Here is a 14,150-nt window from a genome sequence, read left to right as displayed (position 1 = left end):
AGGTCTCCTTGAGGCTCCGGTCGGATCAGGATGGGCTGTGGGTGGACCAGCCGCCCGCCAGCCGGTCGAACACCGCATTGGCGTAGAAGCCGTTGGACAGGTGGACGCGCAGGCCCGCCGCGGCGGGGTGGTAGGCCCACAGGGGGAACATGGCCTGCACCACCGCCACCAGGCCGAAGCTGGTGACCGCCAGGATCATCAGGCCCCATTCGAGCGCACCGGGCGCAGGCGCCGCGGGCAGGAGGCCGGCGGTGACATGGAGAACGATGAGTTGCAGGGCGAAATAGGCGGCCGATGTGGCCAGCGCATAGGCGGCCGTCCGCCGGGTGAGGGCCCAGGGCGCGGCATCGGCGAAGCCCTGCGCCAGCATGTAGGCGACACCGAAGATGAGGATGGCGCCGAGCGCGATGGCCTGGGGTGACTTGTGGACGAGGCCGAAGCCGAGGCCCACCAGCACATAGATGGCCAGCGCCGCCAGGAAGGCCCGGCCCACCGCCCGGGCATCGGGCACCGCCACCGGGCCCGGCCGACGGATCGCCGCCACCCGCTCCACCGCGCCGCCCGAGGCGAGGAAGGAATGGGCCTTGTAGAGCGAGTGCGCGAGGATGTGCAGCAGGGCGAGGGGAAACAGCGCCAGCCCGCATTGCAGGATCATGAACCCCATCTGCGCGATGGTGGACCAGGCCAGCGAGGTCTTCACCGCCGGCTGGGTGAGCATGACGAGGCTGCCGAACAGCGCCGTGAAGCCGCCCACCATCACCAGCACCGCCAGCACGCTGGGCGCCAGCAGCAGCACGTCGGCGAAACGGATGAGCAGGAAGCCGCCGGCATTGATGACGCCGGCATGGAGGAGGGCAGACACCGGGGTGGGCGCCTCCATCACCTCCACCAGCCAGCCATGGGTGGGAAATTGCGCCGACTTGAGAAGCGCCGCCGCCATGAGCAGGCCGGCGGCGGCCGCCGCGAGGCTGCCCCCCATGCCGAGCTTTGCCTGCGCCAGGATGGTGCCGATGTCGGCGGAGCCGTAGGCGGCAAGGAGCAGACCGGCCGCGCCCACCAGGGCGGCATCACCCAGGCGCGCCGTGATGAACTTCTTGCGCGCCGCCCGCCGCGCGCCGGGCCGGTCGGGATAGAACAGAAGCAGCCGGTGCAGGAACAGGCTGGTGGCGATCCAGGCGCACGCCAGCTGGGCGAGATTGCCCGCGCTGACCAGCAGCAGCACCGCGGCCAGTGTCAGGCAGAGCCACCCGGTGAAGGGACCCTGCCGTGCCTCGCCGTCGAGATAGGTCCGGGCATAGCGCACCACCACCCAGCCGATGAAGGCCACCAGCACCAGCATGGCCACACTGACGACATCCAGGCGGGCGGACAGGCCCACGCCGAAGGCGCCGAGCAGCGGGCTCTCCCCGGACCCGCCGAGTGCGAGCAGTCCTGCCGAGGCGACGGCGAGGCCGAGCGTCGCCAGGGCAGCGGCCTCCGCCAGGATGGGAATGCGCTTGGGGCGGGGGGCGGTGTCGCGAAAGCAGAAGGCCGCGCACAGGAGCAGCGGGACAGGGGCCAGCAAGGGCAGGAATGGAGCGGGCAAGGTCGCTTCCCCTTCGATCTGAGGTTCGATTGGGGGAGAGTCCTAAGGGCAGAGATGCATCGATAAAAATTCATTGTTTCGCTTCTATCATTCGTTTTTATAGAAGGATGCGTGACCTCAACTTCAACCATCTCCGCTATTTCTGGGCCGTCGCCCATGCCGGCAGCCTCACCCGCGCGGCCGAGGAGCTGCACCTGTCCCAATCGGCCCTCTCGGTGCAGATCCAGAAGCTGGAGCACCAGATGGGCCATGCCCTGTTCGAGCGGGTGGGCCGCAAGCTGGTGCTCACCGAGGCGGGGCAGATTGCGCTCGACTATGCCGACACAGTCTTCAAGGCCGGCGACGAGCTGATGAGCACGCTGCGCGGGCGCCACGTGGCCAGCCGTCCGGTGCTGCGGGTAGGGGCGCTCACCACCCTGTCGCGCAATTTCCAGCTGGAATTCCTGCGCCCGCTGGTGGGACGCTCGGATGTGGAGCTGATCGTGCGATCCGGCAACATCCGGGACCTCCTGGCCCAATTGGAGGCCCATGCCCTCGACGTGGTGCTGGCCAACAGCGCCGCGCCGCGCGATGCGCGCTCCCCGTTCCGCAATCACCTCCTCGACGAGCAGCCTGTCAGCCTGGTCGGCCGCCCCCGGAAGAAGCGGCGGACGTTCCGCTTTCCCGATGACCTGAGGGTCGAGCCGGTCCTGCTCCCCAGCCTCGACAGCGAGATCCGAGTGGCCTTCGACCGGGTGGTGGAACTGGCGGGCATCCGGCCCACCATCCTCGCCGAAGTGGACGACATGGCCATGCTGCGCCTGCTGGCACGAGAACGCGAGGGCGTCACCCTGGTGCCGCCCATCGTGGTCCGCGACGAATTGAAGGCGGGCATTCTGGTGGAGCAGTGCCGCATCCCCGAGGTGTCGGAGCGCTTCTATGCCATCGTCACCAAGCGCCGCTTTCCCAACCGGCTGCTGGCGGATGTGCTCGGCATCGCTGCGGAGGCCGGGCAAAGACCCTGAGGCCGGCGGTGTCAGCGCGGATTGAGGTGCGGGGTCGTTCCCAGCAGCAGCAGGACCAGTTCGGCCTGCCGGCTGGTGCCCGTCTTTGCGAAGATGCGCTTCATGTGCGTGCGGATGGTCGCCGCCGCGACCCCGAGCCGCGTCGCGGTGTCCTCGATGGTCAGGCCTTCCATCAGGGCCTGGGCGACCTTGGCCTCGGCAGGGGTGAGATCGAACAGGCCGTGGAGCAGGCGGCGCGTGGGCACGTCGGGGGCTTCCACCGGGGTCAGGGTGACAAGCGCGTTGCTGGTGGGGAAGAGGTCGTGCGCCTCGCGGCGGATGGGAACGAGATTGGCGATGTAAGCGGGCCGCTCTTCCGTCGCGCGGATGGGCACCGACCTGACGCCGGACGGCGTCGGCCGCGAGACCTCGTCCAGCCCGGCGTGCAGCAGGGCATTGGCCGCCGGATCGCGCAGGACGAAGCGGTCGGAGCCCCCGGTGGTGAACACGTCCGTCCTTTGCTGGAGCAGGTCATTGGCGGCCAGGATGCGCCCGCCTCTCCCGAGCGAGGCGGCGGGAATGCCAAGGGCCGCTAGCGTGTTCACCCGGTCCCGCTCGCGCTGGAGGCCAAGCTGGGCGGAGATCAGCGCCGCACGCGCCATATGCGGGCGCAAGGCGTCGAGCCGGTTCAGCGTCGCGCGCTCGAAGGGCGCAGACTCCAGGGCACGGTTGAGGTCGAAGACGAGCATCTCGCCGGTGGGCAGAAGGATGACTGATCCCGCTGTCCAGCCGATGCCATGGGGCCGCAGAAGCTCGTTATAGATGGGATCACTGGCATGCTCTTCGGGGGTGAAGACATCCAGGTCCGAGAGCCAACCGGCATGCATGCGGGCGAGGGAGCGGGCGGGCCGCACGTTGCGCTCCTGCATGCGCTGGTCGGCGGCCAGTTTCAGGATGGGATCATAAGCCGGGGTGGCGATCCAGCGCATCTCCCTGGCGCTGTCGATGGTCATTAAAGCTCCGCCCCAAGATCCCGTCAGAGTGCACAGGCCATCGATAACCTTGGGCCAATACACAGGCAGGACAGAGGCCTCGTAGATATCGTCTATTAACGTTACGTAATCTTGCAGGCGCACGTCGTTCAAGGGACCGTCCTTTCCGCCCTGGTTCAATCAGAACATCGGTTCAGGTTCTTGGAAGACCAGTCCGCAGGCGCAGCATGCGTGTTCGTCCTGCGAACTATGCGGGAAGCGCAGGCTGTCTTTCAACCGAAAATCGGTGTGTCGGCAAAGGGCCTCCTTACGCCGGGGCCACCATCTGGCAGCTCTGGCCGCCATCCACCGGCAGGCACACGCCGGTGATGAAGCGCGCCTCGTCGGAGGCCAGGAAAAGGGCGGCGTTGGCAATGTCCCAGGCATTTCCCATCCAGCCCATGGGGATCATGGCCGCGCGCTTTTCCACCATCTCGGCCATGGAGGCATACTGGCCCGCGATCTGTTTGTAGATGAGGGGCGTGTCCACGGCGCCGGGCACCACGCAATTGGCCCGGATGCCCTGCCGGGCATATTGCATGGCGATGGCGACCGTCGCCTGGTTCACCGCCGCCTTGGTGGCGCAATAGGCGAAATAGGGATAGCCGGTCCAGCGGATGGAGGCGATGGAGGAGATGTTGATGATGACCCCGCTGCGCCGCTCCACCATGCCCGGCAGCACCGCCTTGCAGGTGCGATAGACGGAGCCGAGATTGAGCGCGACGGACGCCTCGAAGTCCTTTTCGCTCAATTCCGCCGGCCCGCCCATATGGGTGACGCCCACATTGTTGTGCAGCACGTCGATGGCGCCGAAGCGGGCGGTGGCCGCTGCCACGGCTCGGCTGACGGAGGCGGTGTCCGTCACATCTGCCGTGATCGCCTCCGCCGAGCCGCCCTCTGCGGCGATCAGGCCGGCGGTCTCCTCGGCCGCAGCGGCATTCAGGTCCACGCACACGACCGACGCGCCGTCCCGCGCATAGGCCACCGCCGCGGCCTTGCCGTTGCTCCAGCCCTCCCCCGCAGAGCCGGCCCCGAACACGAGGACGGTGCGGCCCGCAAAGCGCTGGCGTGACAATGCCGTGTTGGGCTTGGCGGTGTTGGACATGTTGGCGTTGGACATGGCGGCGACCTCCCTGTGTGCCGCCCGGTGGGCAGGCTTGCCGTTTTGGCGATGGCACGATTGAAGAAAGTCCATACCACCGGGAAAATGGTGCGGCAACGTTGGGAGGCCGCGCCCCTTTCCTTCCCGGAGTGCTTGAAATAAAAGACTTCGTGGCTGCGAGGTAGCAAGGTCTGGACTCCATATTGTGGAGTGGTTGGAGTGTGGGGGCGATCGGCATGAGCCATCTGGTTGATGCGGAGGGAGAAGGGGCAGGGGATGCCGCCGGCGCCCAGAGCGTCGAGCGCGCCACGTCGCTGCTCATGCTCCTGGCGCGCTACCGGTCGACCGGGGCCAGCCTGCGCGAGGTGGTGGCCGAGAGCGGCCTCAAGCAGCCCACCGCCCGCCGCCTGCTCCTCGCCTTGATGCGCAGCGGCCTTGTGGAACAGGACGTCGAGACCCGGCGCTACCTGCTTGGGCCGGCCTGCTATGTGCTCGGAACCCTCGCCGGAGAGCGCTACGGCGTCCACGGCATGGCCGTGGAGGGGCTCGTCGCCCTGGCCCAGGCCTCGGGGGACAATGCCTTCCTCACGTTGCGCAGCGGCACGCTCGGGGTCTGCGTGCACCGGGAGGAAGGCAGCTATCCCATCCGCTCGCATGTGCTGTCCGCCGGAGATCGGCACCCGCTTCTGGTGGGCGCCGGAAACCTCGCCATCCTGGCCGCCCTGCCAGACCAGGAGGTGGACTTCATCATTGCCGCCCACGGCGCGGCCTGTTTTTCTCGCTATCCCCACCTCTCGCAGGACGGCATTCGCGCCGGTCTGGAGGAGGCTCGCCGTCGCGGCTTTTCGGTCAATCGCGGCGCCATCTTCCCCGGCTCCTGGGGCATCGGAACCGTGGTTCGGTCCGTCGAGGGGGCGCCCATCGCGGCCTTGTCCATCGCCGCAATCGAGGACCGTCTCGGCCCGGAGCGACAGGAGGCGCTGGGAACGGCCCTGTTGCAGGAGGCCCGGGCGCTGGAAGCGCGCATGGCCGCGCTTGTGACGTCGCCGGTGGTGCGCGGCGGGCCGCTGCGGCCGGCCCGGAAGTTGAACATCAACCCTGCCTGAGACAACAACGTCCATAACCCATCAAGGGGAAACGCCATGACCTCGCCCGTCCGCCATATGGTCCATCCCGGCCCCGTCGCCGCGGAGCGCATGCCCAGCTTCGGCGGCCGCATGGAGCGGCTGGAGCTGACGCTGGAACCCGGCCTGACCTTCTGCGAGGCCATTGCCCGCCCGCTGGAGGCGGCCGGCATCACGGCCGCCGGCCTGGAGCTTTCCGGCGTCGCCCTTGCCCCCTTCCGCTATGTGCGGCCGTCCTTCTCCCCCGATGCGGAGCACGTGGCCTTCTATAGCGAGACATTCGAGGCTCCCGCCGGCACCCCCATCGCATCGGCCCGCACCACGTTCGGCTATCGGGACGGCAAGCCCTTCGTCCATTGCCATGCCATCTGGGAGGAAGGCGGCGTGCGCAAGGGCGGCCATCTCCTGCCCTTCGAGGCGGTGATTGCCGAGCCTGGACAGGCGATCGCCTATGGCTGCCGGGAGGTGGCCATGGTGGCCTTGCCCGACACCGAGACCAATTTCACCCTGTTCGGCCCCACCGCCGCCGAGGGCGTGCACCGCCCCGATGGCGACTGCATCATCGCCCGCGTGCGGCCCAATGAGGATCTGGTGGGCGCCATCGAGGCCCTGTGCCGCCGCCATGGCGTGACTCACGGGCGGGTGCGCAGCGGCGTCGGCAGCATCATCGGCGTTCAGTTCGCGGATGGCCGCACCATTTCCGAGCACCCCACCGAGATCCTCATCGTCGATGGCGCCATTGCCCCCGATGCCAACGGCCAGCCCAAGGCGGAGATCGGCATCGAGCTCATCGACACGCGGGGCGATGTGCACACGGGCAAGTTGGCCGCCGGCCAAAACCCCGTGCTCATCTGCCTGGAACTGGTCCTGGAGCGCACCGGCGGGGCGCGCTGAGGCGTCCCGTCAGGCCGGTTCGGCGGCGCGGGCGAGGATGGCCCGGGCGCGAATGCGCACCGGCTCGTCCACCATGGCCCCATCCACCGCAGCGGCGCCCTCGCCACTGGCCAGGACGCGCTTCGCCCAGGCGATTTCGGCCGCGTCCGGCGCGAAGCCCGAACGAATGGCGGCGATCTGCTTGGGATGGATGGCAAGCTTGCCGGAAAAGCCCAGCGCGCGGGCATAGCGGGCATCATCCAGGGCTTCCCCCGCATCGTCGATGGCCGTGGTGACCCCGTCGATGGGCGCGCGGCAGCCGGCAAGGCGCGAGGCGAGCACCAGTTCCATGCGCGCCGGCAGCAGGGCGTCGCGCACATGGGCGCAGCCGAGGTCCGCGCAGAAATCCACCGAGCCGAAGGCCAGCCGCCCCACCGCCGGATGAGCGGCGAGCGCGCGCGCCTCAGCGAGGCCAAGCGCGCTTTCCACGAGAGCGATGATGGGAATATCCGGGCCGACCTTCGCCGCCACCGCGTCCAGCGTTTCGACCCGTTCCGCCTTGGGCAGCAGGACGGCGGCGGGTTTCAGGCGGGCGATGGCCGCAAGGTCGTCCCCATGCCACGGCGTTCCCGCCGCATTGATGCGCACCAGGACGGGGCCGGTGCTGAAGGCGAGCGTCAGGGCCTCCCGCGCCATCTCCTTGGCATCGGGGGGGACGGCGTCCTCAAGATCCAGGATCACCGCATCCGCGCCCGCCGCCGCCGCTTTGCCATAGCGGTCGGGCCGGTGGCCGGGGACAAAGAGAGGGATGGTGAAGTCCAGGCCGGGATGGGGGGCGGGCAGGGTGCTCATCAAAAGGACCTCGGCAGGCCCAGCACGTGCTCGGCCACGTAGCTGAGGATCAGATTGGTGGAGATGGGCGCCACCTGATAGAGCCGGGTCTCGCGGAACTTGCGCTCCACGTCATACTCGCAGGCAAAGCCGAAGCCGCCATGGAACTGGAGGCAGGCATTGGCCGCCTCCCAGGAGGCCTTGGCCGCCAGGTATTTGGACATGTTGGCCTGGGTGCCGCAGGGCAGGTTGGCGTCAAAGAGCCGGCACGCCTCGAACCGCATGAGGTTTGCCGCCTCCACTTCGATGAAGGCTTCGGCGATGGGAAACTGCACGCCCTGGTTCTGGCCGATGGGCCGGCCGAACACCATGCGTTCCTTGGTGTAGGCGGTCACCTTGTCGATGAACCAATAGCCGTCGCCGATGCACTCGGCCGCGATCAGCACCCGCTCCGCATTGAGCCCGGTGAGAATATATTTGAACCCCTGGCCTTCCTCGCCGATCAGGTTTTCCGCCGGGATTTCCAGATTGTCGAAGAACAGCTCGTTGGTCTCGTGATTGACCATGTTGAGGATGGGCCGCACCGTCAGCCCCTTGCCGATGGCCTCCCGCAGGTCGACGATGAAGATGGACATGCCCTCGGACTTTTTCTTCACGTCCTCAAGGGGGGTGGTGCGGGCCAGCAGGATCATCAGGTCGGAATGCTGGATGCGGGAGATCCACACCTTCTGGCCGTTGATGACGTAGCGGTCGCCCTTTTTCACCGCTGTTGTCTTGATCTTGGTGGTGTCGGTGCCGGTGGTCGGCTCAGTGACGCCCATGGACTGGAGGCGGAGCTCGCCGGAGGCGATCTTGGGCAGATAGCGCTGGCGCTGCTCTTCCGAGCCATGCCGCACCAGAGTGTTCATATTGTACATCTGGCCGTGGCAGGCGCCCGAATTGCCGCCAGCCCGGTTGATCTCCTCCATGATGACGGAAGCTTCCGTCAGCCCGAGTCCCGAGCCGCCATATTCCTCCGGGATCAGGGCGGCCATCCAGCCGGCCTTGGTCAGGGCATCGACGAAGTCCTCAGGATAGCCGCGCGCCTCGTCCACCCGCCGGTGATATTCGGCGGGAAACTGGGCGCACAAGGCGCGCACCGCGTCGCGGATGTCCTGGAACCTGTCGCTGCCAATGGTCTGCATGTGCCGTGGTCCTGTGCGCCCCGCGCGTAGACGGCCGATGGCGGCCGGGGAGGGGAAGGCATGCATAAGGAGTGATGCGCCATAAAGCGAATATCACTTTTCGTCGGGCGCTATAGCGAAACCCTATGGCGGGGCGGATGCAAAGGCTGGCTAAAGCCCGGCGGCAGCGTCTTGAACCCGTCGTGCAATGGCCGATAGTGAGGACGGCACGTCAAGACATGCGCCGGGTGCTCGAAGTGGGGCCAAGCCCGCCGCCAAAGAGGGAAGACCATGGCCAGCACCGTTGCCGACCTCATCGTCACCACCCTTCACCAAGCCGGCGTCCGGCGCATCTATGGCATCGTGGGCGACAGCCTCAATGGTTTGACGGAGGCCATCCGGCGCACCGGCGAGATGGATTGGATCCATGTGCGCCACGAGGAGAGCGCGGCCTTCGCGGCGGCCGGCGCGGCGCAGATCACCGGCGAGCTGGCGGTGTGCGCGGGCTCCTGTGGGCCGGGCAACCTGCATCTCATCAATGGCCTGTTCGACGCCCAGCGCAGCCGCACCCCCGTGCTGGCCATCGCCGCGCAGATCCCCTCCTCGGAGATCGGCGGCGGCTACTTCCAGGAGACGCACCCGCAGAACCTGTTTCAGGAATGCAGCGTCTATTGCGAGATGGTCTCCGACCCCGCCCAGATGCCGTTCGTGCTGGAAAATGCCATCCGCGCCGCCGTGGGCAAGCGCGGCGTTGCGGTGGTGGTCATCCCCGGCGACGTGGCGCTGAAGGCCGCCCCCACCCGCCAGCCGGCGCCGTGCCTTCTGCCTGCTCTGCCCGAGGTGCGCCCCGCTGAAGCCGAGATCGCCAAGCTGGCGGCGCTCATGAACGGGGCCGCCAAGGTCACGCTGTTCTGCGGGCGCGGTTGCGCCGGCGCCCATTCCGAACTGATGGCGCTCGCCCAGAAGCTCAAGAGCCCTATCGTCCACGCCTTGGGCGGCAAGGAGTTCGTGGAATACGACAACCCCTTCGACGTGGGCATGACCGGCTTCATCGGCTTTGCCTCCGGCTATGAGGCCATGCATTCCTGCGACCTGCTGGTGCTGCTCGGCACGGACTTCCCCTACAAGCAGTTCCTGCCCACCGGCATCAAGATCGCCCAAGTGGACCTGCGGCCCGAGCAATTGGGCCGGCGCTGCGCCATCGATCTCGGACTGGTGGGCGATGTGCGCCTCACCCTGGAGGCGCTGCTGCCCAAGCTCGCCGAAAAGACGGATGCCACACATCTGGAGACCCATCTGGCGCATTATAAGAAGGTGCGCGCGGGCCTCGACGATCTCGCCCAGGGCACCGGCGGCCATCCGCCCATCCATCCGCAATATGTGGCGCGGCTCGTCAGTGAGGCGGCGAGCGATGACGCCGTCTTTACCTTCGACGTGGGCACGCCCACCATTTGGGCTGCCCGCTACCTGAAGATGAACGGCCGCCGCCGCATGGTGGGGTCCCTGGTGCATGGCTCCATGGCCAATGCCATGCCGCAGGCCATCGGCATCCAGGCGGCCTTGCCCCAGCGGCAGGTCATCTCGCTGTCGGGCGATGGCGGCTTCACCATGCTGATGGGCGACCTCATCACGCTGAAGCAGCACAAGCTGCCGGTGAAGGTGGTCATCTTCAACAATGGGGTGTTGGGCTTCGTGGCCCTGGAGATGAAGGCGGCCGGCTTCGTGGAAGTGGGCACGAACCTGGACAATCCCGACTTCGCCGCCATGGCGCGCGCCATGGGCATTCACGGCGTGCGGGTGGAGGACCCCGGCTATTTGGAAGGCGCCGTGAAGGAAGTGCTCGCCCATGACGGCCCGGCCGTTCTGGACGTGGTGACCGCCACGCAGGAGCTTTCCATGCCGCCCACCATCGGGCTGGAGCAGGTGAAGGGCTTCAGCCTGTGGATGATTAAGGCGGTGATGAGCGGGCGGGGCGACGAGGTGCTGGACCTCGCCAAGACCAACTTCCTCTCGCGGTAAGCCCGGCGCTGTCGGTCAGGAGGGGGTGGTCTGGTCCTCGTCCCAGGCCTCCGCCTCCGCCTGGTCGGCAATGAGCACCACGCGGGCTCTCAGCACGTGAAGCCGACGGCGCGGCAGCCGCACCGAAAGCTGCTGCTCGCCGGTGGCGCCGGGTGGGTGGCCCTTCAGCCGCTCGTAATGACGGCGGGACATGAGCAGGCCCTGTCCCGCCCGCGCCCGGCCCAGCAGGGCCAATTGAAGCGCCCCGGCCAGCTCCCGCACCCGCGGGCGCAGGCCATAGCCGTCGAAGGCGAGGCGGAAGGTTGCGGCCACCCGGTCGGCGGCGCCCCGGCGCTCGGCGGTTTCCAGGAATTGCGCCACATCCCGCGACCATCCTTCCTCCAGCAGCGAATCCGGCTGAAGGAACAGGAGCCAGGGCGTGCGCACCGCGGCCACGCCCGCCCGCAGCCGCTCCCCCATGGCAGGCCCACCCTGAAGGAGCATGCATCCGGCGGCATCGGCGATGGCCGAGGTTCCGTCGGTGGATCCCGCATCCACCAACACCACTTCACGCAGAATCCCCGCCGTGACGCCCGGCACCAGGGCGGAGAGCACGGGAACCAGCTCCCGTTCGGAATTCGAGGTGGGAATGATGACGGAGATCAAGCCGGGACAACCCTTTCGTTCTCCAAGCTATAAGGCCTGTGCGAAGTGTCGTCGATCCATTCGCGCAGCTGCGAACCACATTTGCCGCAGCGCACTCTTGACAGGGGTCGGCCGGCAGGGCCTGCATCAGCCTGCCCCGTTTCCGATCGCCGATGGAGGTGGCCGGTTGCCGCTCGATTCTCTGGGGGCGGCATCGCCCTGGCCTTCTCGGTCGGAAAAGCGTGGCTCAAACTGGCGCAATCACCTCAGGTGAGGCTGCAAGAGGGAGGCTGCCGGTGCCGAATCAGGCCCGGGAGCGGCAACGCGCATCACGACATGGCGCCTGGAACGCATCCGGGCGGGGAGGAGATTGAATGTCTTTCGACAGCTGGGACAAGGATGAGGCAGGCCGCCTGAAAGTGTGGCCGCTGCACGCGTTCACCACGGCCATTTTTGACGGCAAGGCGGGCGGCGTCCGGTTCGAGGTGGGCGTGGCCAAGGCGCCGGGCCTGCCGCTGCCGGCGGTGCAGATCGCGCTGGATGCCGAGCAATTGCGCGCTCTGGCGGAGGCGCTAGTGGAGGTCGCCGACCGCATCGATCCGCCAAAGCCGAAGAATTGACCATGAGCCGGCGGCATTTCCTCCTGTGTGCGTCGGGAGTGTGTGCCGCCGTGGCGCTTGCGTTGTCCGGGCTCTGGCTTGCCGGACCGGCCGCCGCCCAGAGTGTGAGGCGGGCCACGCCGGTGGCCACCTTCGAGGACCTCAATCGCGCGTTGAAGGCGTGCTGGCGGCCCCCATCCGACAGTCCGGGCTCGGTTATCACCTTCCGGTTCGGCCTGGATGTGCAGGGGCGGCTGAAGGGAAAGCCGCTGGTGACCTATTCCCGCCTGACGGGGGACGGCCTGGCCCAGCGGCGTTTCTTTGCGGCGGCGCTCACGGCGTTGGACGCCTGCACGCCCGTGCTGCTTGAGCCGCAGTTCGCGCCCATCGCGGCAAACCGCGTCTTGACGCTGACCTTCGCTTCGCCGGCCCCCACGCGCGACACGCCCATCTGAAAAGGACGCCACGGTCACGGGGCCGGCTTGAACGCGCCTTATTCGGCGGTGGCGATGACGGTTTCCGTTTCCTGCTTCTTCGGCGGGCCGCCGCGCGCCTGCTCAGCGGAAATCATGCGGATCAGGGCCAGTTCGGTGCGGATGACGCTGGCCTCGTCCGCCAGGGTCTCCAGGGCGAGCGCGACGCGATCCACAGCATTCAGGCCCTTGCGGGCCGTCTTGCGTTGATCCAGCACCTGCCGCAATCCGTCGAAAATTTCCTTCACGCCAGATGCCATTTGCATTCCCATCCCGATTGTCCGGCCGCTCGCCGCACGGTCCGGCCCATGACGCCAACGCCGTGCCGCCGGGAGCCATGCCGGAACCGCCCACCCGGATCGCCCGCATTCCGAGCTGTGTGCGCCCCCTGCGCCCCGTCGGCCGCGCCCGCATCATAGGAGAGGCGGTGGGGAGGCGGAAGTCCGTTGAGACGCCGTCATGTTCTTATTCCAGCTTGATGCAAGACCATCGGGTCATGCTAGCTTGCCGCGACCGCACCGGAGCGGCCGGTGTTTCGGCCGGTTTTTGAAGGAAGATCATGGGCCTCGTCTTGTTTGCCTGGGAACTGGGGGAGGGGATGGGTCACGTCTCGCGCCTCCTGCCGGTCGCGGAGGCACTCGCCGATCGGGGCCATACTTGCGTCTTCGCTGTCCGTAACTTGGTGCTGTCTTCAAAGCCCATCCGAGACCTCGGCTTCTTCGTCGTTCAGGCACCCTATCCTCCTACCCCCATCGGGCGACTGCCCTTCAGCATTGGCGCCTATGGCGACATCATGGGGATGGTGGGGTTCGATGAGCCCCAGCGGCTCGACGGGCTGGTCTATGGCTGGCAGTCGGTGCTCGATATGTTCCGCCCCGATCTGGTGATCGGCGATTATTGCCCCGTCCTGGCTCTGACCCTTTATGGCAGCGGAACGCCGCTGATGATCCTGGGCGACGGCTTCACCTTGCCCCTCGCGGTGGGCGAGGCGTTTCCAAGCTTCCCCGGGCGCGCGCCGAGCCTGAAGGAGGAGCAGATCCTCACCAGCATCGCGACCGTCCAGGCGGGTCGTGGACGTCCGGCGCCCCAGGCCCTACCGGGCCTGTTTGCAGAGGCGGACGGCCTGGTGGTCACCTTGCCGGAGCTCGATCTTTATGCCGAGGGGCGGGGCGATGCCGCGGTCGGGCCGCTCCTTCCGCTACCTCCGCCGGCGGCTCAAGCCCCCGTCCGCACCTGGTTCGCCTATCTCACCGCCGAACATGTGCATACCAGCACCGTCCTGACGACCCTGTCGCAGCTTGATTCGGACGGCTGCGCCTATGTGCGCGACATTCTGCCGAACGAGCGGGAGCGCCTGCGCAAGCTCGGGGTCAAGCTGCTCGACAGCCCGGGCGACCTCAAGCAGCTGGTGCCGGAAAGCGCCATGGTGGTGCATCATGGGGGCCTTGGGACCATCGAGATGGCCCTCGCCATGGGACGTCCGCAACTGCTGGTACCCCGGCAGTTGGAGCAGACATTGAATGCGGGGCTGGTGGGGAAGTTCGGTCTGGCGCTGGGGCTGGCGGGGGGGCTGAAGCCCGACAATGTGCACGCCGCCTACACGCGCCTTCTGAATGACAGTGCCTTCGCTGCCTCGGCCACCTTGTTCGCCCATGGGCTGACATTGCGGGAGCCGGCCGGCAGTCTCGATCGTGTCGTGGCGCGGGCGCTCACGCACTTGGGTGGCGGCTGACCGGCTGTCGC

The 14,150-nt window shown here is 67.6% G+C and carries 14 protein-coding genes; 7 read left to right on the top strand and 7 right to left on the bottom strand.

The window, feature by feature from the left end:
* Positions 1–25: 25 nt before the first annotated feature.
* A complete protein-coding gene (locus tag ACT54L_RS01465; RefSeq protein ID WP_476083758.1) occupies positions 26–1,585 on the bottom strand; it encodes a proton-conducting transporter transmembrane domain-containing protein in 1,560 nt (519 codons plus the stop codon).
* A gap of 107 nt (positions 1,586–1,692) precedes the next feature.
* Between ACT54L_RS01465 and ACT54L_RS01460 the strand changes: the two genes are divergently transcribed.
* Positions 1,693–2,589 (top strand): LysR family transcriptional regulator, encoded by an 897-nt coding sequence (locus ACT54L_RS01460; protein ID WP_476083757.1) that lies wholly within the window; start codon positions 1,693–1,695, stop codon positions 2,587–2,589.
* Between the two features lie 11 nt (positions 2,590–2,600).
* Here ACT54L_RS01460 and ACT54L_RS01455 read toward each other — a convergent pair whose 3' ends face one another.
* On the bottom strand, positions 2,601–3,581 hold the full coding sequence (locus tag ACT54L_RS01455; protein WP_476083756.1) for a helix-turn-helix transcriptional regulator: 981 nt from the start codon (positions 3,579–3,581) through the stop codon (positions 2,601–2,603).
* Positions 3,582–3,867: 286 nt separating this feature from the next.
* Complete coding sequence (locus ACT54L_RS01450; RefSeq protein ID WP_476084398.1) at positions 3,868–4,704, bottom strand: SDR family NAD(P)-dependent oxidoreductase; 837 nt, start codon at positions 4,702–4,704, stop codon at positions 3,868–3,870.
* Positions 4,705–4,937: 233 nt separating this feature from the next.
* Here ACT54L_RS01450 and ACT54L_RS01445 point away from each other — a divergent pair, with 233 nt between their 5' ends.
* Complete coding sequence (locus tag ACT54L_RS01445) at positions 4,938–5,807, top strand: IclR family transcriptional regulator (RefSeq protein WP_476083755.1); 870 nt, start codon at positions 4,938–4,940, stop codon at positions 5,805–5,807.
* A 36-nt stretch (positions 5,808–5,843) separates the two neighbouring features.
* Positions 5,844–6,719 (top strand): PCC domain-containing protein, encoded by an 876-nt coding sequence (locus tag ACT54L_RS01440; protein WP_476083754.1) that lies wholly within the window; start codon positions 5,844–5,846, stop codon positions 6,717–6,719.
* A 9-nt stretch (positions 6,720–6,728) separates the two neighbouring features.
* Here the strand turns inward: ACT54L_RS01440 and ACT54L_RS01435 are convergent, their stop codons facing one another.
* Together ACT54L_RS01435 and ACT54L_RS01430 are read right to left on the bottom strand one after the other, a co-directional pair.
* The gene (locus ACT54L_RS01435) at positions 6,729–7,550 is read right to left on the bottom strand and encodes an HpcH/HpaI aldolase/citrate lyase family protein (RefSeq protein ID WP_476083753.1); all 822 of its coding nucleotides are present in this window, start codon (positions 7,548–7,550) and stop codon (positions 6,729–6,731) included.
* Positions 7,550–8,713, bottom strand: a complete 1,164-nt coding sequence (locus ACT54L_RS01430; RefSeq protein ID WP_476083752.1) for an acyl-CoA dehydrogenase family protein — start codon at positions 8,711–8,713, stop codon at positions 7,550–7,552. The genes ACT54L_RS01435 and ACT54L_RS01430 overlap by 1 nt, the downstream gene beginning before the upstream one ends.
* A 270-nt stretch (positions 8,714–8,983) precedes the next feature.
* On the opposite strand from ACT54L_RS01430, the gene poxB reads away from it, so the two are divergent.
* Entirely contained in the window at positions 8,984–10,711 is a 1,728-nt protein-coding gene (poxB, locus tag ACT54L_RS01425; protein WP_476083751.1) for a ubiquinone-dependent pyruvate dehydrogenase, read from the top strand.
* A 15-nt stretch (positions 10,712–10,726) separates the two neighbouring features.
* On the opposite strand, the gene ACT54L_RS01420 is transcribed toward poxB, so the two are convergent.
* The gene (locus ACT54L_RS01420; RefSeq protein ID WP_476083750.1) at positions 10,727–11,356 is read right to left on the bottom strand and encodes a glycosyltransferase; all 630 of its coding nucleotides are present in this window, start codon (positions 11,354–11,356) and stop codon (positions 10,727–10,729) included.
* A gap of 353 nt (positions 11,357–11,709) precedes the next feature.
* Between ACT54L_RS01420 and ACT54L_RS01415 the strand changes: the two genes are divergently transcribed.
* Both ACT54L_RS01415 and ACT54L_RS01410 read left to right on the top strand, forming a co-directional pair.
* Positions 11,710–11,955: a hypothetical protein gene (locus ACT54L_RS01415; RefSeq protein WP_476083749.1), complete on the top strand. Its 246-nt coding sequence runs from the start codon at positions 11,710–11,712 to the stop codon at positions 11,953–11,955.
* A 50-nt stretch (positions 11,956–12,005) separates the two neighbouring features.
* Positions 12,006–12,389 (top strand): hypothetical protein, encoded by a 384-nt coding sequence (locus ACT54L_RS01410; RefSeq protein ID WP_476083748.1) that lies wholly within the window; start codon positions 12,006–12,008, stop codon positions 12,387–12,389.
* A 38-nt stretch (positions 12,390–12,427) separates the two neighbouring features.
* On the opposite strand, the gene ACT54L_RS01405 is transcribed toward ACT54L_RS01410, so the two are convergent.
* A complete protein-coding gene (locus tag ACT54L_RS01405) occupies positions 12,428–12,673 on the bottom strand; it encodes a hypothetical protein (RefSeq protein ID WP_476083747.1) in 246 nt (81 codons plus the stop codon).
* Between the two features lie 293 nt (positions 12,674–12,966).
* Between ACT54L_RS01405 and ACT54L_RS01400 the strand changes: the two genes are divergently transcribed.
* Positions 12,967–14,139, top strand: a complete 1,173-nt coding sequence (locus tag ACT54L_RS01400; RefSeq protein WP_476083746.1) for a nucleotide disphospho-sugar-binding domain-containing protein — start codon at positions 12,967–12,969, stop codon at positions 14,137–14,139.
* Positions 14,140–14,150 lie beyond the last annotated feature (11 nt).

Source organism: Aquabacter sp. DMC10 (assembly GCF_056314145.1).
Note: the sequence above shows the minus strand (reverse complement) of the source record. Positions and strands in the feature narration are given on the sequence as shown.

Excerpts from the sequence above, each read along its gene's own strand:
- ACT54L_RS01400 (WP_476083746.1), top strand. The coding sequence starts at position 12,967 with ATGGGCCTCGTCTTGTTTGCCTGGGAACTGGGGGAGGGGATGGGTCAC.
- ACT54L_RS01445 (WP_476083755.1), top strand. The coding sequence starts at position 4,938 with ATGAGCCATCTGGTTGATGCGGAGGGAGAAGGGGCAGGGGATGCCGCC.
- ACT54L_RS01405 (WP_476083747.1), bottom strand. The coding sequence starts at position 12,673 with ATGCAAATGGCATCTGGCGTGAAGGAAATTTTCGACGGATTGCGGCAG.
- ACT54L_RS01415 (WP_476083749.1), top strand. The coding sequence starts at position 11,710 with ATGTCTTTCGACAGCTGGGACAAGGATGAGGCAGGCCGCCTGAAAGTG.
- ACT54L_RS01460 (WP_476083757.1), top strand. The coding sequence starts at position 1,693 with ATGCGTGACCTCAACTTCAACCATCTCCGCTATTTCTGGGCCGTCGCC.
- ACT54L_RS01430 (WP_476083752.1), bottom strand. The coding sequence starts at position 8,713 with ATGCAGACCATTGGCAGCGACAGGTTCCAGGACATCCGCGACGCGGTG.
- ACT54L_RS01435 (WP_476083753.1), bottom strand. The coding sequence starts at position 7,550 with ATGAGCACCCTGCCCGCCCCCCATCCCGGCCTGGACTTCACCATCCCT.
- poxB (WP_476083751.1), top strand. The coding sequence starts at position 8,984 with ATGGCCAGCACCGTTGCCGACCTCATCGTCACCACCCTTCACCAAGCC.
- ACT54L_RS01440 (WP_476083754.1), top strand. The coding sequence starts at position 5,844 with ATGACCTCGCCCGTCCGCCATATGGTCCATCCCGGCCCCGTCGCCGCG.
- ACT54L_RS01450 (WP_476084398.1), bottom strand. The coding sequence starts at position 4,704 with ATGTCCAACACCGCCAAGCCCAACACGGCATTGTCACGCCAGCGCTTT.
- ACT54L_RS01455 (WP_476083756.1), bottom strand. The coding sequence starts at position 3,581 with ATGACCATCGACAGCGCCAGGGAGATGCGCTGGATCGCCACCCCGGCT.